Genomic DNA, 19,266 nt, shown 5'->3' with positions numbered 1-19,266 from the left:
GGTCTTACTTCTCCTCGGTACGGGATTCGGAGGTGGGCGCGGAGCCCCTCGATCCAAGGGTGGTGGTGGGCGACGGGCGGGCGGGCTCGTTGCCGCCGAGCAGCAGGTAGAGCACGGCCATGCGGATCGAGACGCCGTTGGCGACCTGCTCGATGACCGTGCAGCGGTCGGAGTCGGCGACCTCGGCGGTGATCTCCATGCCGCGGACCATCGGACCGGGGTGCATCACGAGGGCGTGCTCGGGCATCCGCGCCATCCGGTCGCCGTCCAGGCCGTAGCGGCGCGAGTACTCCCGCTCGGTCGGGAAGAAGGCCGCGTTCATCCGCTCCCGCTGGACCCGCAGCATCATCACCGCGTCGGACTTGGGCAGCACGGCGTCGAGGTCGTAGGAGATCTCGCACGGCCAGGTCTCGACGCCGACCGGTACGAGGGTGGGCGGCGCGACGAGGGTGACCTCGGCGCCGAGGGTGTGCAGCAGGTCCACGTTGGAGCGGGCCACCCGGCTGTGCAGCACGTCGCCGACGATGGTGATGCGCCTGCCGTCGAGGTCCCGGCCGAGTCCGGCGTCCGGGCCGACCAGCCTGCGCCGCATGGTGAACGCGTCCAGCAGGGCCTGGGTGGGGTGCTGGTGGGTGCCGTCGCCGGCGTTGATGACGGGGGCGTCGATCCAGCCGGAGGTGGCCAGCCGGTAGGGGGCGCCGGAGGCGCTGTGCCGGATGACGACGGCGTCGACGCCCATCGCCTCCAGGGTCTGGGCGGTGTCCTTGAGGGACTCGCCCTTGGAGACGCTGGAGCCCTTGGCGGCGAAGTTGATGACGTCCGCGGAGAGCCGCTTCTCGGCGGCCTCGAACGAGATCCGGGTCCGGGTCGAGTCCTCGAAGAAGAGGTTGCAGACGGTGCGTCCGCGGAGGGCGGGCAGTTTCTTGATCGGCCGGTCGGCGACCCGGGCCATTTCCTCGGCGGTGTCGAGGATCAGCACGGCGTCGTCCCGCGTGAGATCGGCGGCCGAGATGAGGTGACGCTTCATCCGGTTTCTCCGGGGGTGAGGGAGGTGTACGGGAATGTCCGTCGAGCGGGCATGACTGTCGGCCCGGGGTCACCGGGTCCGTACGCGTGCGGCGTCAGCGCCCGCCGGCCGGAGCTTCTCGCTCGGCTTCCGCGGACTCGGCGTCGCCGGGGCGGGGCGTGGTGGAGCGCAGCCCGAGCAGCACGGCGTCGCGGCCGTCCTCCTCGGTGAGCTGGACCTTGACCGCCTCCCGCAGCGAGGTGGGGAGGTTCTTGCCCACGTAGTCGGCGCGGATGGGCAGCTCGCGGTGGCCGCGGTCGACCAGGACGGCGAGCTGTACGGCGCGCGGTCGCCCGATGTCGCCGAGGGCGTCCAGGGCGGCCCGGATGGTGCGCCCGGAGAAGAGCACGTCGTCGACGAGGAGGACCAGCCGGCCCTCGATGCCGTCACCGGGGATCTCCGTGCGACCCAGCGTGCGGGCCGGGCCCAGCCGCAGGTCGTCGCGGTACATCGTGATGTCGAGCGAGCCGACCGGAATGGCGCGGCCGGTGATCTCTTCCAGCTTGGCGGCCAACCGCCGGGCGAGGAAGACACCGCGGGTGGGGATTCCCAGGAGCACCACGTCGTCCGCGCCCTTGGCGCGCTCGATGATTTCGTGGGCGATACGGGTGAGCATCCGCGCGATGTCCGGGCCTTCGAGCACCGGGCGCGCGGGGGTTTGAGTTCTCGCGTCGGAACTGCGTGCGTCCATACGAAACGGACCTCCTTCTCCGCCTCACGGGACGGACTTTAAAGGACGTCGAAATTACGGCCCTAAGGCTATCAGGAGCCGCTTTGGAACCCGTACACCCCTCTGACGGGTGAGGGTCTGGCCCATTCGGCTTGACGAAGTCAGATTACGCTGCGTAACCTCACAGTGAGTTACCAGCCACGCGGCGGAGCCGCATGTCGATACAGCCGTCTGGGGAGCTTTATGTCCAGCGAATACGCTAAACAGCTCGGGGCCAAGCTCCGCGCCATCCGTACCCAGCAGGGCCTCTCTCTCCATGGCGTCGAGGAGAAGTCCCAGGGCCGCTGGAAGGCCGTGGTGGTGGGGTCTTACGAGCGCGGCGACCGTGCCGTGACCGTACAGCGCCTCGCCGAGCTGGCGGACTTCTACGGCGTGCCGGTGCAGGAACTGCTGCCGGGCACGACGCCGGGCGGCGCCGCCGAGCCGCCGCCGAAGCTGGTGCTGGACCTGGAGCGCCTGGCCCACGTCCCGCAGGAGAAGGCCGGCCCGCTCCAGCGTTACGCCGCCACCATCCAGAGCCAGCGCGGTGACTACAACGGCAAGGTCCTCTCGATCCGCCAGGACGACCTGCGCACCCTCGCGGTGATCTACGACCAGTCGCCCTCGGTGCTCACCGAGCAGCTCATCAGCTGGGGCGTGCTGGACGCGGACGCCCGTCGGGCCGTGCAGCACGAGGAGATCTGACGGGCCAAGGCCCGCGCTTCCTAAGCAGAAACGTACCGCCGCTCCGGGCCGCCGCCCGGGGCGGCGGTCGTCGTTGGGGCCCCTGGAGACCCCCGAGAGGGCCGGCGGCGGGAACAGACGGACGAGGGGCCCGGGAGCGATGAGAACATCGCTCCCGGGCCCCTCGTCGTGCCTCGGGTCCGGTCAGCCGGTCACCGGCCGCCGCGACCGGCTCAGCCGGCGTCCTCGCGGCGCAGCCCCGGCTTCAGCTCCTTGAAGCGGGCCAGCAGGCCGTTGACGAAGGCCGGGGAGTCGTCCGTGGAGAATTCCTTGGCCAACTGCACGGCCTCGTCGATCGCCACCGCGTCCGGCGTACCGTCCACCCACAGCAGCTCGTAGGCGCCGAGCCGGAGGATCGAGCGGTCGGCCGCCGGCATCCGGTCCAGGTCCCAGTCGACGGAGTAGGTGGAGATCAACTCGTCGATGCGGGCGACGCGCTCCGCGTACCCCTCGACCAGCTCCAGGGTGTACTCGTGCACGGGCGGCTGGCGCGGGTCGGTCCGGGCGTGGCGCATCCAGTCCGCGAGCACGGACTGCACGTCGGCACCGCGCTGGTCGGCCTCGAAGAGGATCTGGAAGGCGCGCTTACGGGCCTTGGTGCGGGCAGCCACGGTTAGCTGTTCACCCGGCCGAGGTAGTCGCCGGTACGGGTGTCGACCTTGATCTTCTCACCGGTGGTGATGAAGAGCGGGACCTGGATCTCGTAGCCGGTCTCCAGCGTCGCGGGCTTGGTGCCGCCGGTGGAGCGGTCGCCCTGGACGCCCGGCTCGGTCTCCTTGATGGTCAGCTCGACCGCGGCCGGCAGCTCGACGTAGAGGACCTGGCCCTCGTTCTGCGCGACGACCGCCTCGAAGCCCTCCAGCAGGAAGTTGGCGGCGTCACCGACGGTCTTGCGCTCGATGTGGAGCTGGTCGTAGGTGTCCATGTCCATGAAGACGAAGTAGTCGCCGTCCATGTACGAGAACTGCATGCCCCGCTTGTCGACGGTCGCCGTCTCGACCTTGGTGCCGGCGTTGAAGGTCTTGTCCACCACCTTGCCGGAGAGCACGTGCTTGAGCTTGGTGCGGACGAAGGCCGGGCCCTTGCCGGGCTTGACGTGCTGGAACTCGACGACGGACCAGAGCTGGCCGCCTTCGAGCTTGAGCACCATGCCGTTCTTGAGGTCGTTCGTGGAAGCCACGGTTGCGGAATCTCCTGGACAGGTGGTGGGTACCGCAGAACCGCCCGCAGCGAGCCCGGTGGCTCAGAGGGCGAGCAGCTCCTTGGTCGTGATCGTGAGTAGCTCGGGTCCGCCGTCCGCCTCGGGGCGGACGACGAGGGTGTCGTCGATCCGGACACCCCCACGGCCCGGGATGTGGACCCCTGGCTCGACGGTGACCGGCACGCAAGCGTCCAGTTTACCCATGGCTCCGGGTGACAACTGAGGGTCCTCGTCGATTTCCAGTCCGACACCGTGCCCGGTCCACGGTCCGAGGCCGTCGCCGTGCCCCGCGGTCTCCAGGATCTGACGGGCCACCCGGTCCACTTCGTGGCACTCCACGCCCGGTGCCAGCGCCTCCCGGCCGGCCTTCTGGGCCGCGAAGACCAGGTCGTAGAGGTCGATCTGCCAGTCCGCCGGGGTGGTGCCGATGACGAAGGTCCGGCCGATCTCGCAGCGGTAGCCACGGTAGTTGGCGCCCAAGTTGACGGTGAGGAAGTCGCCCTCCTCGACGCGGCGGTCGGAGGGCAGGTGCCCGGCACGGCCGGAGTTCGGGCCGGTGGCGACGGAGGTCGGGAAGGCCGGGCCGTCCGCGCCGTGGTCGACCAGGCGGCGCTCCAGTTCCAGCGCGAGGTGCCGCTCGGTGCGGCCGACCAGGATCGACTCCAGGAGCTCGCCCAGCGCCTGGTCGCTGATCTCGGCGGCGATCCGCAGGCAGGCGATCTCGTCGTCGTCCTTGACGAGCCGCTGCGCCTCGACGGCGCAGGCCAGGTCGGCCAGGCGCAGGCCGGGGGCGATGTGGGCGAGCGCCCGGTGGCGGGTGACGGTGAGGTGGTGCTCCTCCACCGCGAGGGTCCTGGCGCCCTCCTTGGCGGCGAGGCCGGCGGCGGCCACGACGGGGTCGCCGCCGCGGGCGGGGAGCACCGAGATCCGGACGTCGTCGTCGGGCCGCCCCTCGGTGGGGTCGCCGGTCAACGGGCGGCCGCAGAGCAGGACATCGTCGCCGGGGCCGAGCAGCAGGGCCGCTCCCGGCGGGGTACAGCCGGTGAGGTAGCGGACGTTGGCGGGGCGCGAGATCAGTGCGGCGGTGCTTCCGGTTGCTGCGCAGCGGTCGCGCAGCCGCGCGCGTCGGACCGCGTACAACTCGGACATACCGTCAGCGTACGACCGCTGTCCCGGGGCGGCCGTTCGAGAGCGCCGCCCGGGGGAAGGGCGCGGTTACCAGCTCGGCGGGCTGGCGATGCTGCCGGCGACGACCTCGTCGAGGGCGCGCACGGTGGTGGCGACGTCGTGCTGGGAGTTGTCGATGATCGGCAGGCCGGAGCCGTACCAGCCGGCCATCCGGCCGTGGATGCGGGCCACCTCCTCGTCGGAGAGACGGCGGTTGCCGGAGCGCCGGGCGTTGCGCTCCAGGACGACCTCCAGGCCCGGGAGCAGGACTATCGGCAGCAGTCCCGGGCCCACGTGGCGCTTCCAACCGCCGAGGCCGACGACCGGGCGGTCCGGGAAGACCGCGTCGTCGAGGATGCAGGAGATGCCGTTGGCGAGGAAGTTGCGGGCGGCGAAGCCGCAGGTGCGGCGGGCGAGGCGGTACTGGGCCTCGGAGTTGTCGTTCCAGCCGGACTGCGGGTCGGCGAAGCCGGAGCGGACCCACTCGCGGACGTCGTCGAGGCTGATGTGCGCGGTCGGCACCCGTCGGGTGTCGGCCCAGTGGCGGGCGACGCTGGTCTTGCCGGCGCCGGCCGGGCCGATCAGCAGCACCGCGACGGCGGTCCGCGAGACGTCGGGGGCGGCGCTGCCGGGCGGCGGGCTGGGGAGCGGGACGGGGGCGCCGGGGGGCAACTGGACGTGGCCCGGGGGGCAACTGGACGTGGCCGGTGACGTCCCCGCTGTGCGGGGCCTGATGCGGGGCGGGGGCGGGCCAGCCCTGGCCGGGGGCGCCGGGCGCCGGGTGGGGCGGGCGGGGGCGGCGGGACCGCAGGGGCATGCGGGGCGCCCGGCGGGGTGGGGCGGGCCGGGGTGGGGCGTCCAGTTCATGGTCATGCGGCGCCGCCGGTGTGAAGCCGGTGGTGTGAAGCGGGCCGCGGGGCGGTGGCAGCGGAGCCCCCACTGCGTACTGCATCCGGTGGCTCTCCGTCTCGTGCGGTCGACGTGGTGCGGGACGGCGCACCGGGCTCGTGGCCCGGTGCGCCGGCGACAACTGCGGGGCGGGCACGGGTCGTTGGTGCCCCGCCGGTGGTGCTGCGGTGAACCGTACTCCCCCGGCTGCTGCCGGGAGGTCTTCCTACCCCCGGGGTCCGTCGAATGAACGGGCGAGGGTGCGGATGTCCGAACGGGGCGGCGGTCAGTCGTCCAGTTCCTCGGCGAGGGCGCGCAGCGCCAGCCGGTACGAGCCGATGCCGAAACCGGCGACGGTGCCGCTGGCGACGGCCGCGATGACCGAGGTGTGGCGGAACTCCTCGCGGGCGTACGGGTTGGAGATGTGCACCTCGATCAGCGGGGCGGTGCGCTGCGCCGCCGCGTCCCGCATCGCGTACGAATAGTGCGTGAACGCACCGGGGTTGATGACGACCGGGAGCGCGCCGTCGGCGGCCTCGTGCAGCCAACGGACCAGCTCGCCCTCGTCGTTGGTCTCCCGCACCTCGACCTCGAAGCCCAGCTCCTTGCCGAGCCGGGCGCACTCGGCGACCAGCCCGGCGTAGGAGGTGGCGCCGTAGACGTCGGGCTCGCGGGAGCCCAGCCGGCCGAGGTTGGGGCCGTTGAGGACCAGCACCCGGCGGGTCACTGGGCGATCTCCGCGTGAGCGGCGAGCAGCATCGCCGGGTCCGGGCTCTCCAGGACGGTCGGCTTGGCCAGGCCGTCCAGCACGATGAAGCGGAGCCGGTCGCCGCGGGACTTCTTGTCGACCTTCATCGTCTCCAGCAGCTTGGGCCACTGGTCGCCGCGGTAGGTCAGCGGCAGCCCGACGGAGGCCAGCACGGCGCGGTGCCGGTCGGCGGTGGCGTCGTCCAACCGGCCGGCGATCCGGCCGAGTTCGGCGGCGAAGACCATGCCGACGGAGACCGCGGCGCCGTGCCGCCAGTTGTAGCGCTCGTTCTTCTCGATGGCGTGCCCGAGGGTGTGGCCGTAGTTGAGGATCTCCCGCAGGCCGGACTCCTTGAGGTCGGCGGAGACCACCTCGGCCTTGACCCGGATCGCCCGCTCGATCAGCTCGGCGGTGTGCGGCCCGTCGGGACGCTTGGCGCCCTCGGGGTCCGCCTCGATCAGGTCGAGGATCGCCGGGTCGGCGATGAAGCCGGCCTTGATGACCTCGGCCAGCCCGGAGACGTAGTCGTGGACCGGGAGGGAGTCGAGCGCGGCCAGGTCGCAGAGCACCCCGGCCGGCGGGTGGAAGGCGCCGACGAGGTTCTTGCCCTCGGCGGTGTTGATGCCCGTCTTGCCGCCGACCGCGGCGTCCACCATGCCCAACACCGTGGTCGGGACGGCGATCCAGCGCACCCCGCGCAGCCAGGTCGCGGCGACGAAGCCGGCCAGGTCGGTGGTGGCGCCGCCGCCCACGCCGACGATCACGTCGGTGCGGGTGAAGCCGGTCTGCCCCAGCGCCTTCCAACAGTAGGCGGCGACCTCGGCGGTCTTGGACTCCTCCGCGTTGGGGAGCTGGATCGCGATCGCCTCGTAGCCCTGGGCGGCCAGGTCCTCGCGCAGCGCCTCGCCGGTGGCGGCCAGCGCCTCCGGGTGCAGCACGGCGACGCGCTTGGTCTGGGTGCCGATCAGGCCGGGGAGTTCGCCCAGCAACTGCCGCCCGACGAGCACCTCGTAGGGGTCGGTGTCGGCGGTCCCGCCGACGTGGATGCGGGTGGCGTGCTCCGTCATGCCTGTTCCTCCCTGCCGGCGGGTCGCGCGGCGTCCGCGGCCGGCCGTAGCTCCAAAGCGTCCACGATCGCGGCGGCGATGTCCTCGGGGGTCCGCTCCCCCGTGGCGATCACGGCGCGCGCGACCTCGGTGTAGAGCGGGCGGCGCCGCTCCATCAGCTCGCGCCACTGCTTGCGCGGGTTGACCGCGAGCAGCGGTCGGGGGGCGTCCAGGCCCACCCGCTTGACGGCGTCGGCGAGTTCGACGTCCAGGAAGATCACCGGCAGGCCGGTCAGCAGCTTCCGGGTGCCGTCGTCCATGATCGCGCCGCCGCCGAGCGAGAGCACCCCCGCGTGGGTCTCCAGGGCGGCGCGCACCGCCTCCCGCTCCAGGTCGCGGAAGTGCGGCTCGCCGTCCTCGATGAAGATCTCGGAGATCGGCTTGCCGGCGGTGGCGACGATGTCGGCGTCGGTGTCGCGGTAGCCGACGCCCAGCCGGTCGGCCAGCAGTTCGCCCACGGTGGACTTGCCGGCGCCGGGTGGGCCGACCAACACGGCGACGGGCGCGGTCACTTGATCGCCAGGTTGTCGAGGAAGCCGCGGACGTTGCGCCGGGTCTCCGGGACGCTGTCGCCGCCGAACTTCTCCAGCACCGCGTCGGCCAGCACCAGCGCCACCATCGCCTCGGCGACGATGCCGGCGGCCGGCACCGCGCAGACGTCGGAGCGCTGGTGGTGCGCCTTGGTGGCCTCGCCGGTGGTGACGTCGATCGTCGCCAGGGCCCGCGGCACGGTGGCGATCGGCTTCATCGCCGCCCGCACGCGCAGGAGTTCACCGGTGCTCAGGCCACCCTCGGTGCCGCCGGCACGACCGGAGGAGCGCTTGATGCCCTCGTCCGTGGCGACGATCTCGTCGTGCGCCTTCGAGCCCGGCACCCGCGCCAGGTCGAAGCCGTCGCCGACCTCGACGCCCTTGATGGCCTGGATGCCCATCAGGGCGGCGGCCAGCCGCGCGTCCAGCCGGCGGTCCCAGTGGACGTGCGAGCCGAGGCCGACCGGGACGCCGTAGGCCAGCACCTCGACGACGCCGCCGAGGGTGTCGCCGTCCTTGTGGGCCTGGTCGATCTCGGCGACCATCGCCTTCGACGCGTCGGCGTCCAGGCAGCGCACCGGGTCGGCGTCCAGCTTCTCGACGTCGGCGGGGGTGGGCAGGACGCCGTAGGGGGCCTTGGCGGCGGCCAGTTCGACCACGTGCGAGACGATCTCGATGCCGGCGGTCTCCTTGAGGAAGGAGCGGGCGACGGTGCCGAGGGCGACCCGGGCCGCGGTCTCGCGGGCGGAGGCGCGCTCCAGGATCGGGCGGGCCTCGTCGAAGCCGTACTTCTGCATGCCGGCGAGGTCGGCGTGGCCGGGGCGGGGGCGGGTCAGCGGGGCGTTGCGGGCCAGCTCGGCGAGTTCGGCCTCGTCCACCGGGTCGGCCGCCATCACCTGCTCCCACTTGGGCCACTCGGTGTTGCCGACCATGATCGCCACCGGGGAGCCCAGCGACCGGCCGTGCCGCACGCCGCCGAGGAAGGTGACCTCGTCGCGCTCGAACTTCATCCGGGCACCACGGCCATAGCCGAGCCGGCGGCGGGCCAGGGCGTCCGCCACCATCTCCGTGGTGATCGGCACGCCGGCGGGAAGGCCCTCCAGCGTCGCCACCAGTGCGGGGCCGTGCGACTCCCCCGCCGTCAGCCAGCGCAACCTGCTCAACGGTGCTCCTCAGTCCTGCTCATCGTTCGCGCATCCGCGTGTCTGCTCCGATCCTCCCACGTCGCGGGGGCCGTGCGGCGCCCCGTCCAGGGTGCGGACCGCCCGGGACCCGTCAGCGGGCCGCCAGCGCCGCCTCGCCGGCCCGGCGCATCGCGGCCAGCGGCGCCGGCGCCCGGCCGGTCATCTGCTCGACCTGGAGGACGGCCTGGTGGACCAGCAGGTCCAGGCCGCCGACGACGGCGCCACCGCGCTCGGCCCAGGCGGCGGCCAGGGCGGTCGGCCAGGGCTCGTAGAGCACGTCGAAGAGGGTGCCGGGCCGGTCGGGGACGGCGGCGGCCAGCAGATCGGTGCTGCCGGCCGGGGTGGTGGCGATGACCAGCGGCGCCTCGAAGGCCGCGGCGGCGGCGTCCCAGGGGGCGGTGCGGACCGCGACGCCGAGCCGTTCGCCCCAGCCGCGCATCTCGTCGGCCCGGGCCGCGCTGCGCACGTACGCGGTGACCTCGCCGGTGCAGATCCGGGCGAGTGCGGCCAGCGCCGAGGAGGCGGTGGCGCCGGCGCCCAGGACGGCGGCGCGCTCGACCCGTTCGACGCCGCGCTCGCGCAGCGCGGCGAGCAGGCCGGGGATGTCGGTGTTGTCGCCGCGGCGGCGCCCGTCGGGGGTGAACACGACGGTGTTGACCGCCTCGACCGAGGCCGCGGTGGGGCTGATCTCGTCCAGCAGCGGGATCACCGCGCGCTTGAGCGGCATGGTCAGCGACAGGCCGGCCCACTCGGGGCCGAGCCCCTCCAGGAAACCGGGGAGCGCGGCCTCGTCGACCTCGTGGCGGCCGTACTCCCAGCCGGTGAGCCCGAGTTCGTCATAGGCGGCGCGGTGCAGGACCGGCGAGAGGGAGTGCGCGATGGGCGATCCGAGGACCGCCGCCTTCTTGTTGTCGGACCTGTGGGACACGGCCTGGCCTTCAGCTTCCGTTCTTCTTCTGCGCCTGTTGCTGCTGGAATTGCCGGTAGAGCTTGTTGAATTCGGTGAGATTCGTGGTGAAGTCCGTCTTCTTGCCGTCCAACGAGATGAAGTAGAGCCACTTCTCGGAGTCGTCCGGATTGATCGTCGCCTGCAACGCCTCCGCACCGGGGTTGCCGATCGGTCCGGGCGGCAACCCCTTGTAGAAGTAGGTGTTGTAGGGGTCGTTGTAGCTCCGGATCTCCTTGATGCCGATGTCGATCTTGCTCTGTTTCTTGAGGTAGTTGAACGTCGAGTCGAATTCCAACTTCTGGTTCGTGGCCGTGTTGGTCGGGGCCAGTCGGTTGTAGACGACCGCGGCCATCTTCCGGAAGTCGTCGTGCGTCATGCCCTCGGCCTGGGTGAGGCTCGCGACGGTGAGCAGTTGGAGCGGGGAATCCAGATGGAATTTCTTGGCGTTCGTTTCGAGATCGTACTTCTGGTATTCCTGGGTGGCCCGCGAGACCATCTCCCGGAGCACTTCCTCGGGTTTGGCGTGCTCGCCGACGCTGTAGGTCGACGGGTAGAGGAAGCCCTCCAGCGGGTCCTTGATCTTCGGGGAGTCGTCGGCCCAGGACGGCAGTCCGAGATTCTTGCTCTGGGTCTTGGCGACTTCCTTGGTGGTGCCCGCCTTCAACTTGAGCTTCTGGTCGATCAGTTCGTAGACCCCGTCGGCCCGCAGCCCCTCCCGGACCGTCAGGCCGTTGCGGCTCTTGGGGTCCAGCATGAGTTGGATGGCGGCCGCGGCCGACATCTGCTTGCGCAGGGTGTACGTGCCGGGCTGGAGGCTCCGCGACTGTTTGTTGTCGTTGGCCGCCTCGGTGAACGCGCCGGCGCTCTTGATCACACCGTCCCGGGCGAGGATCGTGCCCATCTCGGAGAGCGGGACGCCGTCCGGGATGGTCACCTGGATGTCGCCGCTGCCCTCGCCCTCGTAGTCGGGCGACGAGACGAAGTGGCGCTTGATGAAGTCGTAGCCGAAGTAGCCCACGCCACCGACGACGCCGGTCAGGGCCAGGACCACGACCAGGCAGGCGGTGCCGCTGCGGCGCTTGTTCGGCTTGCTCTTCCGGCTCCGGCGCTCGCGGCCGGACCGCCGGTCGTCCTCGTCGTCGCGGCCGGCGTCCTCGCCGTCCGGGGTGTCGGCGAAGAACGGATGGTCCCGCTCCGGTGCGCGGCCGCGCGCCGGCTCCTCGGCGTCCGGCACCGCCCGCCAGTCGTCCCCGACGGCCGCCGGGTCCTCGTACGAGGGCCCGGCCTGCGGGTGGTGCGGGCCGGGCCCCTCCTGATGACCGCCCGGTCCCTGCGGCGGCACCTGCTCGTACTGCTCGTGCTGCGGGTGCGGATCGGGCACCCCCGGCATCCCGTGCTGCGGGGCGGCCTGTTGGGCCGGCAGTTGCTGGGTCTCCTGGATCCCGTAGCCGTCCGGGGCCCCGTAGAGCTCCTGGCCCGGGTAGTCCTGACCGGTGTGGTGCGGGGCCGGGTAGCCCTGGTCGGGGTGGAGGTACGGGTCGGGCTGCGGGTGCTGCCCATAGGGGTCGTACGCCGGCCCGCCGCCCTGTGGCTGCGCGCCGTCCCAACCGCCGTGCCCCGCCGGGTACTGCTGCTGCGGGTACTGCTGGTGCTGGGCGTGCTGGGGGTACTGCTCCTGGGGATACCCGGCGGGCCGCTGCCCGGCCCACTGAGGCTGCTGGTCCTGGCTTCCGTACGGGCCCCGGTCTCCGTAGAGCGGGTCGTCGGGGTGCCACGGTTCGGAGCCGTAGCCCCGGCCATACTCGGTCATCGATCCCCTAGAGACGAGAGGCGGGGCGTGCCGTCCGGGCAGCGCCTGCGGAACCGATCCGCCTCTGCTTTGCACGCGCGGCCGTTCGAACCGCCGCCACAACCCGCGGAACGTTACCGTACCGCGATCAGATGACCACTTCGACGGGCTCCCCGGGCGGCCGCCCGGACGTGCGTTCGGTCTCCAGCGCGCTCTGGAGGATGACCACCGCGGCGGCCTGGTCGACCACCGAGCGTCCCTTCTTGCTGCGGACGCCGGAGGCCCGCAACCCGTGGGTCGCGGTGACCGTGGACATCCGCTCGTCCACCAGCCGGACCCCTACGGGGGCGATGTTCCGCGCCAACTCCTGGGCGAACGCCCGGACTTTGGCCGCGGCCGGCCCCTCTCCCCCACTGAGGGAGCGGGGCAGGCCGACCACGACCTCCAGCGGTTCGTACTCCTCGACGATCGCCTTCAGCCGCCGGTGCGCGGCCGGGACGTCCCGGCCCGGCACGGTCTCGACGGGGGTGGCGAGGACCCCGTCGGGGTCGCACGAGGCGACCCCGATCCGGGCGTCCCCGACATCCACGGCGATGCGGCGACCGCGTCGCATCTCACTCACGACCGTCAGGCCGCCTCGGCCACGAGGTGCTCGACGGCGCCGATCGCCTCGGGCACCGCGGCGGCGTTCTGGCCACCGCCCTGGGCGACGTCCGGCTTGCCGCCGCCGCCACCGCCGAGCGTCTTGGCGGCCGTGCGGACCAGGTCGCCGGCCTTGATACCGCGCTCGCGGGCGGCCTCGTTGGTGGCGATGACGGTCAGCGGGCGGCCGTTGGCGACGGTGAACAGGGCCACCACGGCGGCGCGGTCACCCTGGATCCGGCCACGCACGTCGAGGACCAGCTTGCGCAGGTCGTCGGCGGCGGTGCCGTCCTGGACCTGGGCGGCGACCAGGGCCACCCCGCGGACGTCCTTGGCGTCCTGCGCCAGCCCGGCCGCGGCCTGCAGCACCTTCTCCGCGCGGTACTTCTCGATCTCCTTCTCGGCGTCCTTCAGCTTGGCCAGGACACCGGAGATCTTCTCCGGCAGCTCCTCCGGGCGCCCCTTGACCAGCTCGGTGAGCTGCGAGACGACGGTGTGCTCACGGGCCAGGAAGTTGTAGGCGTCCACGCCGACCAGGGCCTCGACGCGGCGCACGCCGGAGCCGATGGAGGACTCGCCGAGCAGCTTCACCAGGCCCAGTTGGGCGGTGTTGTGGACGTGCGTGCCGCCGCACAGCTCCTTGGAGAAGTCGCCGATGGTGACCACGCGGACCCGCTCGCCGTACTTCTCGCCGAACTCGGCGATGGCGCCCTGCTTCTTGGCCTCGTCCATGCTCATGACCTCGGCGTGCACGTCGAGTTCGCGGGAGAGCACGTCGTTGATCTTCTGCTCGACGTCGGTGAGGACCGAGCCGGGCACCGCGGTCGGCGAGCCGAAGTCGAAGCGGAAGCGGCCCGGGGAGTTCTCCGAACCGGCCTGCGCGGCGGTCGGGCCCAGGGCGTCGCGCAGCGCCTGGTGGGTGAGGTGGGTGGCGCTGTGCGCGCGGGCGATGGCCCGGCGGCGCTTGATGTCGATGCTGGTGTACGCGGCGGAGCCGAGCACCACCTCGCCGACCTGCACCACGCCCTTGTGGACGATGACGCCGGGGACCGGCTGCTGGACGTCGCGCACCTCGACGACGGCGCCGTTGTCCAGCTTGATCCGGCCGGTGTCGGCGAGTTGGCCGCCGCCCTCGGCGTAGAACGGCGTGCGGTCCAGCACGACCTCGACCTCGTCGCCCTCGTGGGCGGCGGGGGCGGAGGCGCCGTTGACCACCAGGCCGGCCACGGTGGACTCGCCCTCGGTGTCGGTGTAGCCGGTGAAGACCGAGGAGCCGGACTTGTCGGCGATCTCGCGGTAGGCCGACATGTCGGCGTGACCGTGCTTCTTGGCCTGGGCGTCGGCCTTGGCGCGCTCCCGCTGCTCCTTCATCAGCCGGCGGAAGCCGTCCTCGTCCACCGACAGGCCCTGCTCGGCGGCCATTTCGAGGGTGAGGTCGATCGGGAAGCCCCAAGTGTCGTGGAGCAGGAACGCCTTGTCGCCGGGGAGCACCGTGCCGCCCGCGGCCTTGGTCTCGGTGACGGCGCCGTCGAGGATGTTGGTGCCGGCCTTGAGGGTCTTGAGGAAGGCGGCCTCCTCGGCGAGGGCGACCGTCTCGATCCGCTTGCGGTCCGTCAGCAGCTCCGAGTACTGCTGGCCCATCGTCTTGATGACGACGTCGAGCAGCTCGGCGACGACCGGGCCGGTGGCGCCCAGCAGCCGCATGTTGCGGATGGCGCGGCGCATGATGCGGCGCAGGACGTAGCCGCGGCCCTCGTTGCCGGGGGTGACGCCGTCGCCGATGAGCATGGTGGAGGTGCGCATGTGGTCGGCGACCACGCGCAGCGAGACGTCGGAGTCATCGCCGGCGCCGTAGCGGACGCCGGTGAGCTCGCCGGCCTTGTCGATCACGACCCGCAGGGTGTCGGTCTCGTACATGTTGCGGACGCCCTGGAGGATCATCGCCAGGCGTTCCAGGCCGAGGCCGGTGTCGATGTTCTTCGACGGCAGCTCGCCGAGGATCTCGAAGTCCTCCTTGCCGAGGCCCGCGCCGCGCTCGTACTGCATGAAGACCAGGTTCCAGATCTCCACGTAGCGCTCGTCGTTGACGGCCGGGCCGCCCTCGACGCCGAACTCGGGGCCGCGGTCGTAGTTGATCTCCGAGCACGGGCCGCAGGGGCCCGGGACGCCCATGGACCAGTAGTTCTCCTTCTTGCCCAGGCGCTGGATGCGCTCCTTGGGCACGCCGACGACCTCGTGCCAGATGCGCTCGGCCTCGTCGTCCTCCAAGTAGACGGTGATCCAGAGCTTTTCCGGCTCCAGGCCGTAGCCGCCCTCCGCCACGGGAGTCGTCAGCAACTCCCAGGCGTACTTGATGGCGCCTTCCTTGAAGTAGTCGCCGAAGGAGAAGTTGCCGCACATCTGGAAGAACGTGCCGTGCCGGGTGGTCTTGCCGACCTCTTCGATGTCCGGCGTGCGCACGCACTTCTGGACGCTGGTGGCGGTCTTGAAGGGCGCCTTGACCTCGCCGAGGAAGTACGGCTTGAAGGGGACCATGCCCGCCGGGACCAGCAACAGCGTCGGGTCGTCCGCGATGAGTGACGCCGACGGCACGACGGTGTGCCCGCGCTCCTCGAAGAAGCGCAGCCAGCGGCGGCGGATTTCAGCCGACTCCATCAGTGGTCCTCTTTTCCGGTCGGTCCGGTCAGTCCGGGGGTTCTCGTGGTTCGGTACGACGTGTCCAGCACCGCGCGGCGCGGTGCGGGCAGCTCGCGCACCTCGGCGGGCTCGGCCAGCCCGAGGGCGTCGTGCAGTTGCTCCTCACGGTCCGCCATTCCGGCCCGCACGTCCAATGCAAATTGGCGCAGCCGGTGTCCGGTCTCGACGGCCTTGTCCGCGGCCTGCGCGGCGAGGCTGTCGGGCTGCAACTTGCGCAGCTTTCGGTGGACCTTGTTGGTGGCCCACACTCCGGCGGCGGCGCCGGTGGTGAACCAGAATGCGCGGCGGAACATCGCGGTGATCAGTCCTTGGAGCGACGGGAGCGGCGCCCACCGCGGCGGGCGCCGGGCAGGCTGCGGCCGACGACGACGGTGCGGTCCGGCTCGGGCTGGCCCTTCTTGCCGATCGCGCGCCGCACGCCGTAGCCGAACGCGGCGACCTTGACCAGCGGTCCGCCGAAGGCGGAGGAGACGGTCGAGGAGAGCGCCGAGGCGTTGGCGGTGACCTCTTGGACGTCGGCGGCGATGGCGTCGACGCGGGCGAGCTGGGTGTGCGCGGAGCGGACGGTCGCGGACGCGTCGGCGAGCAGCGGAACGGCCTGCTCGGACACCTCGGTCACCATCTTGGTGGTCGCCTTGAGGGTCCCTGCGAGCCTCACCAGCACGAGGGCGAGGAACGACACGAGGATCGCCCAGAAGACGGCCACGAGGATCCCGGCCACCTCTCCACCGGACACGCTGGCACCACTCTCCGACTGGTCTGGATTCGTCTGCTCGAACGGCAACCTTGACCTTATCGCGCCGCGACTGTCCGCCCGTACCGCGCTCCCGGTCCGAACCGGGGTACCGGAAGGGGTGATTGTACGTTCCGTATCACCCCGAGTACGCTCCGTTGGCCATGCGACGCCTCACGCGCTCCGGTGCCCCGTCCCGCCGCTCCCCCGCGCGTGCGCGGGTCCGCGGCAATCTGCCCGCCGAGCTGAATCGCTTCGTCGGTCGGGCGGACGAACTCGCCGCCCTCGACCGGCGGCTGTCCGCCGCCCGCCTGGTCACCCTCGTCGGCCTCGGTGGCGTGGGGAAGTCCCGACTGGCCCGCCACGGCGGAGCGATCTTGCAGGATCGCTTCTGCGACGGGGTGTGGCTGGTCGAGCTGTCCGCGCTGCGCGAGGCGCACCTGCTGGACCACGCGGTCGCCGAGGCGTTGGCGCTGGCCGACCACTCCGGCCGACCGGTGCGCACCGCGCTCGCCGACCACGTCGCCGACCGCGAACTCCTGCTGATCCTCGACGGCTACGAGCAGCTGACCGACGACTGCGCCGAGCTCGCCGCCGAGTTGCTGCGGCGCGCGCCCGGGCTGCGGGTACTGGCCGCCGGCCGCCGCCCGTTGGGCCTGCCCGGCGAACAGGCGCTGCCGGTGGCCCCGATGGTCGACGCCGACGCCGCCGCCCTGTTCGCCGACCGCGCCGCCGCCGTGCTCCCCGGTTTCGCCCTCGACGCCGGCAACGAACCGGCCGTCGCCGAGCTCTGCCGTCGCCTGGACGGCATCCCGTTGGCCCTGGAACTGGCCGCCGGCCGGCTCCGCGCGCTCTCCCTGGAGCAGGTGCTGGACCGGCTCGACGACCGCTTCCGGCTGCTGACCGGCACCGTCCGCGGGGCCCCCGAGCGGCACCGGACGCTGCGCACCGCGATCGGTTGGAGCCACGAGCTGTGCACCCCACAGGAGCGGCTGTTGTGGGCGCGGCTGTCGGTCTTCGCCGGGCAGTTCGACCTGGAGGCGGCCGAGTACGTCAGCTCGGGCCCTGAGCTGCCGGTCGAGGAACTCCTCGACGTCGTCGAGGAGTTGGTCACCCAGTCGCTCCTCGTGCGGGAGGAGACCGCGGCCGGGGTGCGCTACCGGATGCTGGACACCGTACGGGCCTACGGGGCGGGCTGGTTGGCGGCGACCGGGGACGGCGAGCGGCTGCGGCGCCGACACCGCGACTGGTACCTCGGGCTGGCGACCTGGTGCGAGCTGGACTGGTTCAGCCCCCGGCAGGCCGAGATCGCCGCCCGGATCGACGCCGAACTGCCCAATCTGCGGGTCGCGTTGGAGCACAGTCTGGAGAGCACCCAGGAGACCCACCTCGGCCAGTACCTGGCCGGCGCCCTGTGGTTCTACTGGGTCGGCTGTGGACACCTGGCCGAGGGCCGGCACTGGCTCGACCGCGCGCTGGAGCTGGACGGCGGCCACGACGAGACCCGGCTGAAGGCGCTGTGGGTGGCCGGCTATGTGGCGGTGCTCCAGGGCGACACGGTGGGGGCGTTGGGGATGCTCCAGGAGTGCCGCGAGGAGGCCGACCGGACCGGCGACCCCACGGCCGCCGCGTACGCGCTGCACCGCACCGGCTGCCTGGCGCTGGTCTGCGACGACCTGCCGCGCGCGGAGACGCTGCTGCGCGGGGCGCTGCACAGCTACCGCGAGATCGGCGAGCTCAACAGCAATGTGCTGATGGGGCAGGTGGAGCTGGCGATGGCGATGGCGTTCCGGGGCGAGCTGGACGACGCGGTGCGGCTCTGCGAGGACGTGCGGGAGATCTGCGGGGACCACGGGGAGCGCTGGACGCTGGCGTACGCGCTGTTCGTGCTGGGGTTCGCGGCGTGGTCGCGCGGGGAGGGCGGGCAGGCCCGGGCCCTGCTGGAGGAGGCGCTGGCGATCGACCATTCCTTCCACGACCTGCTGGGCGCGGTGTTGGCGATCGAGCTGCTGGCCCTGGTGACGCTGGGCGAGGGCGATGTGGAGGAGGCGGCGGTGCTCCAGGGCGCCGCGGGACGGATCTGGCCGTCGGTGGGGCTGCCGCTGTTCGGCTCCCGCCACTTCAACCAGCCGCACGCGCTGTGCGAGCGGCAGGCCCGGGACCGGCTGGGGGCGGAGCGCTACGAGCGCTGCCTGCGGGCCGGCGGGCGGCTGGACCTGGACGCGGCGGTGGCGCGCATCCTGCGGCCCGCGCGGGAACTGCCCGGCCCGCGCAGCGTGCTGCGCTTCACCGCGCCGGCCGTGCACCGGCCCGCCGCCTCCCCGTCCGCGAGCGGAGGGGAGCCGGCGGGCTGAGCGGTGCGCCTGCTTAGGGGATCAGCGGGCGTAGTACTCGACGACGAGCTGCTCGTCGCAGATCACCGGGATCTCCTTGCGGTTGGGGTCCCGGTCGAGGCGGAACGCCAGCGCCTGGAGGTTGACCTCCAGGTAGCGCGGGGTCTCGCCGTCGGGGGCGTAGCCACCCTCACGGGCCACCTGGAAGGGGTGCTTCTCGCGGCTGCGCTCGCGGACCATCACGACGTCGCCGGGGCGGACGCGGAAGGACGGCTTGTCCACCTTGCGGTCGTTGACCGAGATGTGGCCGTGGACCACCATCTGGCGGGCCTGGTAGATGGTCCGGGCCAGGCCCGAACGCAGGACGAGCGCGTCCAGACGGCGCTCAAGCTCGACGATCAGGGCCTCGCCCGTCTTGCCGTCGACCTTCCGAGCGCGGTCGTAGGCACGGGCCATCTGGCGCTCGCTGATGTCGTACTGAGCGCGCAGACGCTGCTTCTCCAGCAGTCGGACCTTGTAGTCACTGCTCTGCTTGCGGCCACGGCCGTGCTCGCCGGGCGGGTAGGGACGGGCCTCGAAGTACTTGACGGCCTTCGGCGTCAGCGCGATGCCGAGCGCACGGGACTTCTTGACCTTGGGACGCGACTGGTTCACGTGGAACGTTCCTCCATGTAAGTTAGGTGAGGCTTACCTTAGCGCGAGGAGAACGCATGTTTCGACCTGGGATCCCCCTGACCGGCGCGGATCGCACCGGGGCGGGTCAGCCGCGTCCCGCGGAAG

The 19,266-nt window shown here is 72.0% G+C and carries 19 protein-coding genes and 1 pseudogene; 2 read left to right on the top strand and 18 right to left on the bottom strand.

Annotated features, from left to right (window positions below; genetic code table 11):
- Positions 1-4: 4 nt before the first annotated feature.
- Positions 5-1,027, bottom strand: a complete 1,023-nt coding sequence (locus PV796_RS31785; RefSeq protein WP_274917060.1) for an aspartate carbamoyltransferase catalytic subunit — start codon at positions 1,025-1,027, stop codon at positions 5-7.
- A gap of 94 nt (positions 1,028-1,121) precedes the next feature.
- Positions 1,122-1,757 carry a bifunctional pyr operon transcriptional regulator/uracil phosphoribosyltransferase PyrR gene (gene pyrR / locus PV796_RS31780; protein ID WP_274917059.1) on the bottom strand — a complete coding sequence of 212 codons (636 nt, stop codon included), beginning with the start codon at positions 1,755-1,757 and terminating at the stop codon, positions 1,122-1,124.
- A gap of 222 nt (positions 1,758-1,979) precedes the next feature.
- Here pyrR and bldD point away from each other — a divergent pair, with 222 nt between their 5' ends.
- Complete coding sequence (gene bldD, locus PV796_RS31775; RefSeq protein WP_018539834.1) at positions 1,980-2,480, top strand: transcriptional regulator BldD; 501 nt, start codon at positions 1,980-1,982, stop codon at positions 2,478-2,480.
- 212 nt (positions 2,481-2,692) lie between these two features.
- Here bldD and nusB read toward each other — a convergent pair whose 3' ends face one another.
- From nusB to PV796_RS31705, 15 genes and pseudogenes are all read right to left on the bottom strand, one after another.
- A complete protein-coding gene (nusB, locus tag PV796_RS31770) occupies positions 2,693-3,130 on the bottom strand; it encodes a transcription antitermination factor NusB (RefSeq protein ID WP_274917056.1) in 438 nt (145 codons plus the stop codon).
- Between the two features lie 2 nt (positions 3,131-3,132).
- Entirely contained in the window at positions 3,133-3,699 is a 567-nt protein-coding gene (efp, locus tag PV796_RS31765; protein ID WP_274917055.1) for an elongation factor P, read from the bottom strand.
- 63 nt (positions 3,700-3,762) lie between these two features.
- Positions 3,763-4,869, bottom strand: coding sequence for an aminopeptidase P family protein (locus tag PV796_RS31760; RefSeq protein WP_274917054.1), 1,107 nt, complete (start codon positions 4,867-4,869; stop codon positions 3,763-3,765).
- Between the two features lie 66 nt (positions 4,870-4,935).
- Complete coding sequence (locus PV796_RS31755) at positions 4,936-5,559, bottom strand: AAA family ATPase (protein WP_274917052.1); 624 nt, start codon at positions 5,557-5,559, stop codon at positions 4,936-4,938.
- A 52-nt stretch (positions 5,560-5,611) separates the two neighbouring features.
- Positions 5,612-5,839 (bottom strand): annotated as a pseudogene (locus PV796_RS42085) (hypothetical protein); the annotation flags it as partial.
- A 222-nt stretch (positions 5,840-6,061) separates the two neighbouring features.
- On the bottom strand, positions 6,062-6,502 hold the full coding sequence (gene aroQ / locus PV796_RS31750) for a type II 3-dehydroquinate dehydratase (RefSeq protein WP_274917051.1): 441 nt from the start codon (positions 6,500-6,502) through the stop codon (positions 6,062-6,064).
- Complete coding sequence (gene aroB, locus PV796_RS31745; protein WP_274917049.1) at positions 6,499-7,590, bottom strand: 3-dehydroquinate synthase; 1,092 nt, start codon at positions 7,588-7,590, stop codon at positions 6,499-6,501. Before aroB ends, aroQ begins: the two co-directional genes overlap by 4 nt.
- Positions 7,587-8,141 carry a shikimate kinase gene (locus tag PV796_RS31740; protein WP_274917047.1) on the bottom strand — a complete coding sequence of 185 codons (555 nt, stop codon included), beginning with the start codon at positions 8,139-8,141 and terminating at the stop codon, positions 7,587-7,589. The genes aroB and PV796_RS31740 overlap by 4 nt, the downstream gene beginning before the upstream one ends.
- Positions 8,138-9,322: a chorismate synthase gene (gene aroC / locus PV796_RS31735; RefSeq protein WP_274917046.1), complete on the bottom strand. Its 1,185-nt coding sequence runs from the start codon at positions 9,320-9,322 to the stop codon at positions 8,138-8,140. Before aroC ends, PV796_RS31740 begins: the two co-directional genes overlap by 4 nt.
- A gap of 112 nt (positions 9,323-9,434) precedes the next feature.
- Positions 9,435-10,271 carry a shikimate dehydrogenase gene (locus PV796_RS31730; protein ID WP_274917045.1) on the bottom strand — a complete coding sequence of 279 codons (837 nt, stop codon included), beginning with the start codon at positions 10,269-10,271 and terminating at the stop codon, positions 9,435-9,437.
- A 10-nt stretch (positions 10,272-10,281) separates the two neighbouring features.
- The gene (gene mltG, locus PV796_RS31725; RefSeq protein WP_274917044.1) at positions 10,282-12,102 is read right to left on the bottom strand and encodes an endolytic transglycosylase MltG; all 1,821 of its coding nucleotides are present in this window, start codon (positions 12,100-12,102) and stop codon (positions 10,282-10,284) included.
- Positions 12,103-12,229: 127 nt separating this feature from the next.
- Complete coding sequence (ruvX, locus tag PV796_RS31720) at positions 12,230-12,694, bottom strand: Holliday junction resolvase RuvX (RefSeq protein WP_189857007.1); 465 nt, start codon at positions 12,692-12,694, stop codon at positions 12,230-12,232.
- Between the two features lie 14 nt (positions 12,695-12,708).
- Positions 12,709-15,378: an alanine--tRNA ligase gene (gene alaS / locus PV796_RS31715; protein WP_274917043.1), complete on the bottom strand. Its 2,670-nt coding sequence runs from the start codon at positions 15,376-15,378 to the stop codon at positions 12,709-12,711.
- Positions 15,378-15,713, bottom strand: a complete 336-nt coding sequence (locus PV796_RS31710; RefSeq protein ID WP_274917042.1) for a DUF6167 family protein — start codon at positions 15,711-15,713, stop codon at positions 15,378-15,380. The genes alaS and PV796_RS31710 overlap by 1 nt, the downstream gene beginning before the upstream one ends.
- An 8-nt stretch (positions 15,714-15,721) precedes the next feature.
- A complete protein-coding gene (locus PV796_RS31705) occupies positions 15,722-16,141 on the bottom strand; it encodes a DUF948 domain-containing protein (RefSeq protein ID WP_274919315.1) in 420 nt (139 codons plus the stop codon).
- 176 nt (positions 16,142-16,317) lie between these two features.
- On the opposite strand from PV796_RS31705, the gene PV796_RS31700 reads away from it, so the two are divergent.
- Positions 16,318-18,507: an ATP-binding protein gene (locus tag PV796_RS31700; protein ID WP_274917040.1), complete on the top strand. Its 2,190-nt coding sequence runs from the start codon at positions 16,318-16,320 to the stop codon at positions 18,505-18,507.
- A 21-nt stretch (positions 18,508-18,528) separates the two neighbouring features.
- Here the strand turns inward: PV796_RS31700 and rpsD are convergent, their stop codons facing one another.
- Complete coding sequence (gene rpsD / locus PV796_RS31695; protein WP_274917038.1) at positions 18,529-19,140, bottom strand: 30S ribosomal protein S4; 612 nt, start codon at positions 19,138-19,140, stop codon at positions 18,529-18,531.
- Positions 19,141-19,266 lie beyond the last annotated feature (126 nt).

Source organism: Streptomyces sp. WZ-12, from assembly GCF_028898845.1.
GTDB lineage: Bacteria > Actinomycetota > Actinomycetes > Streptomycetales > Streptomycetaceae > Streptomyces.
Note: the sequence above shows the minus strand (reverse complement) of the source record. Positions and strands in the feature narration are given on the sequence as shown.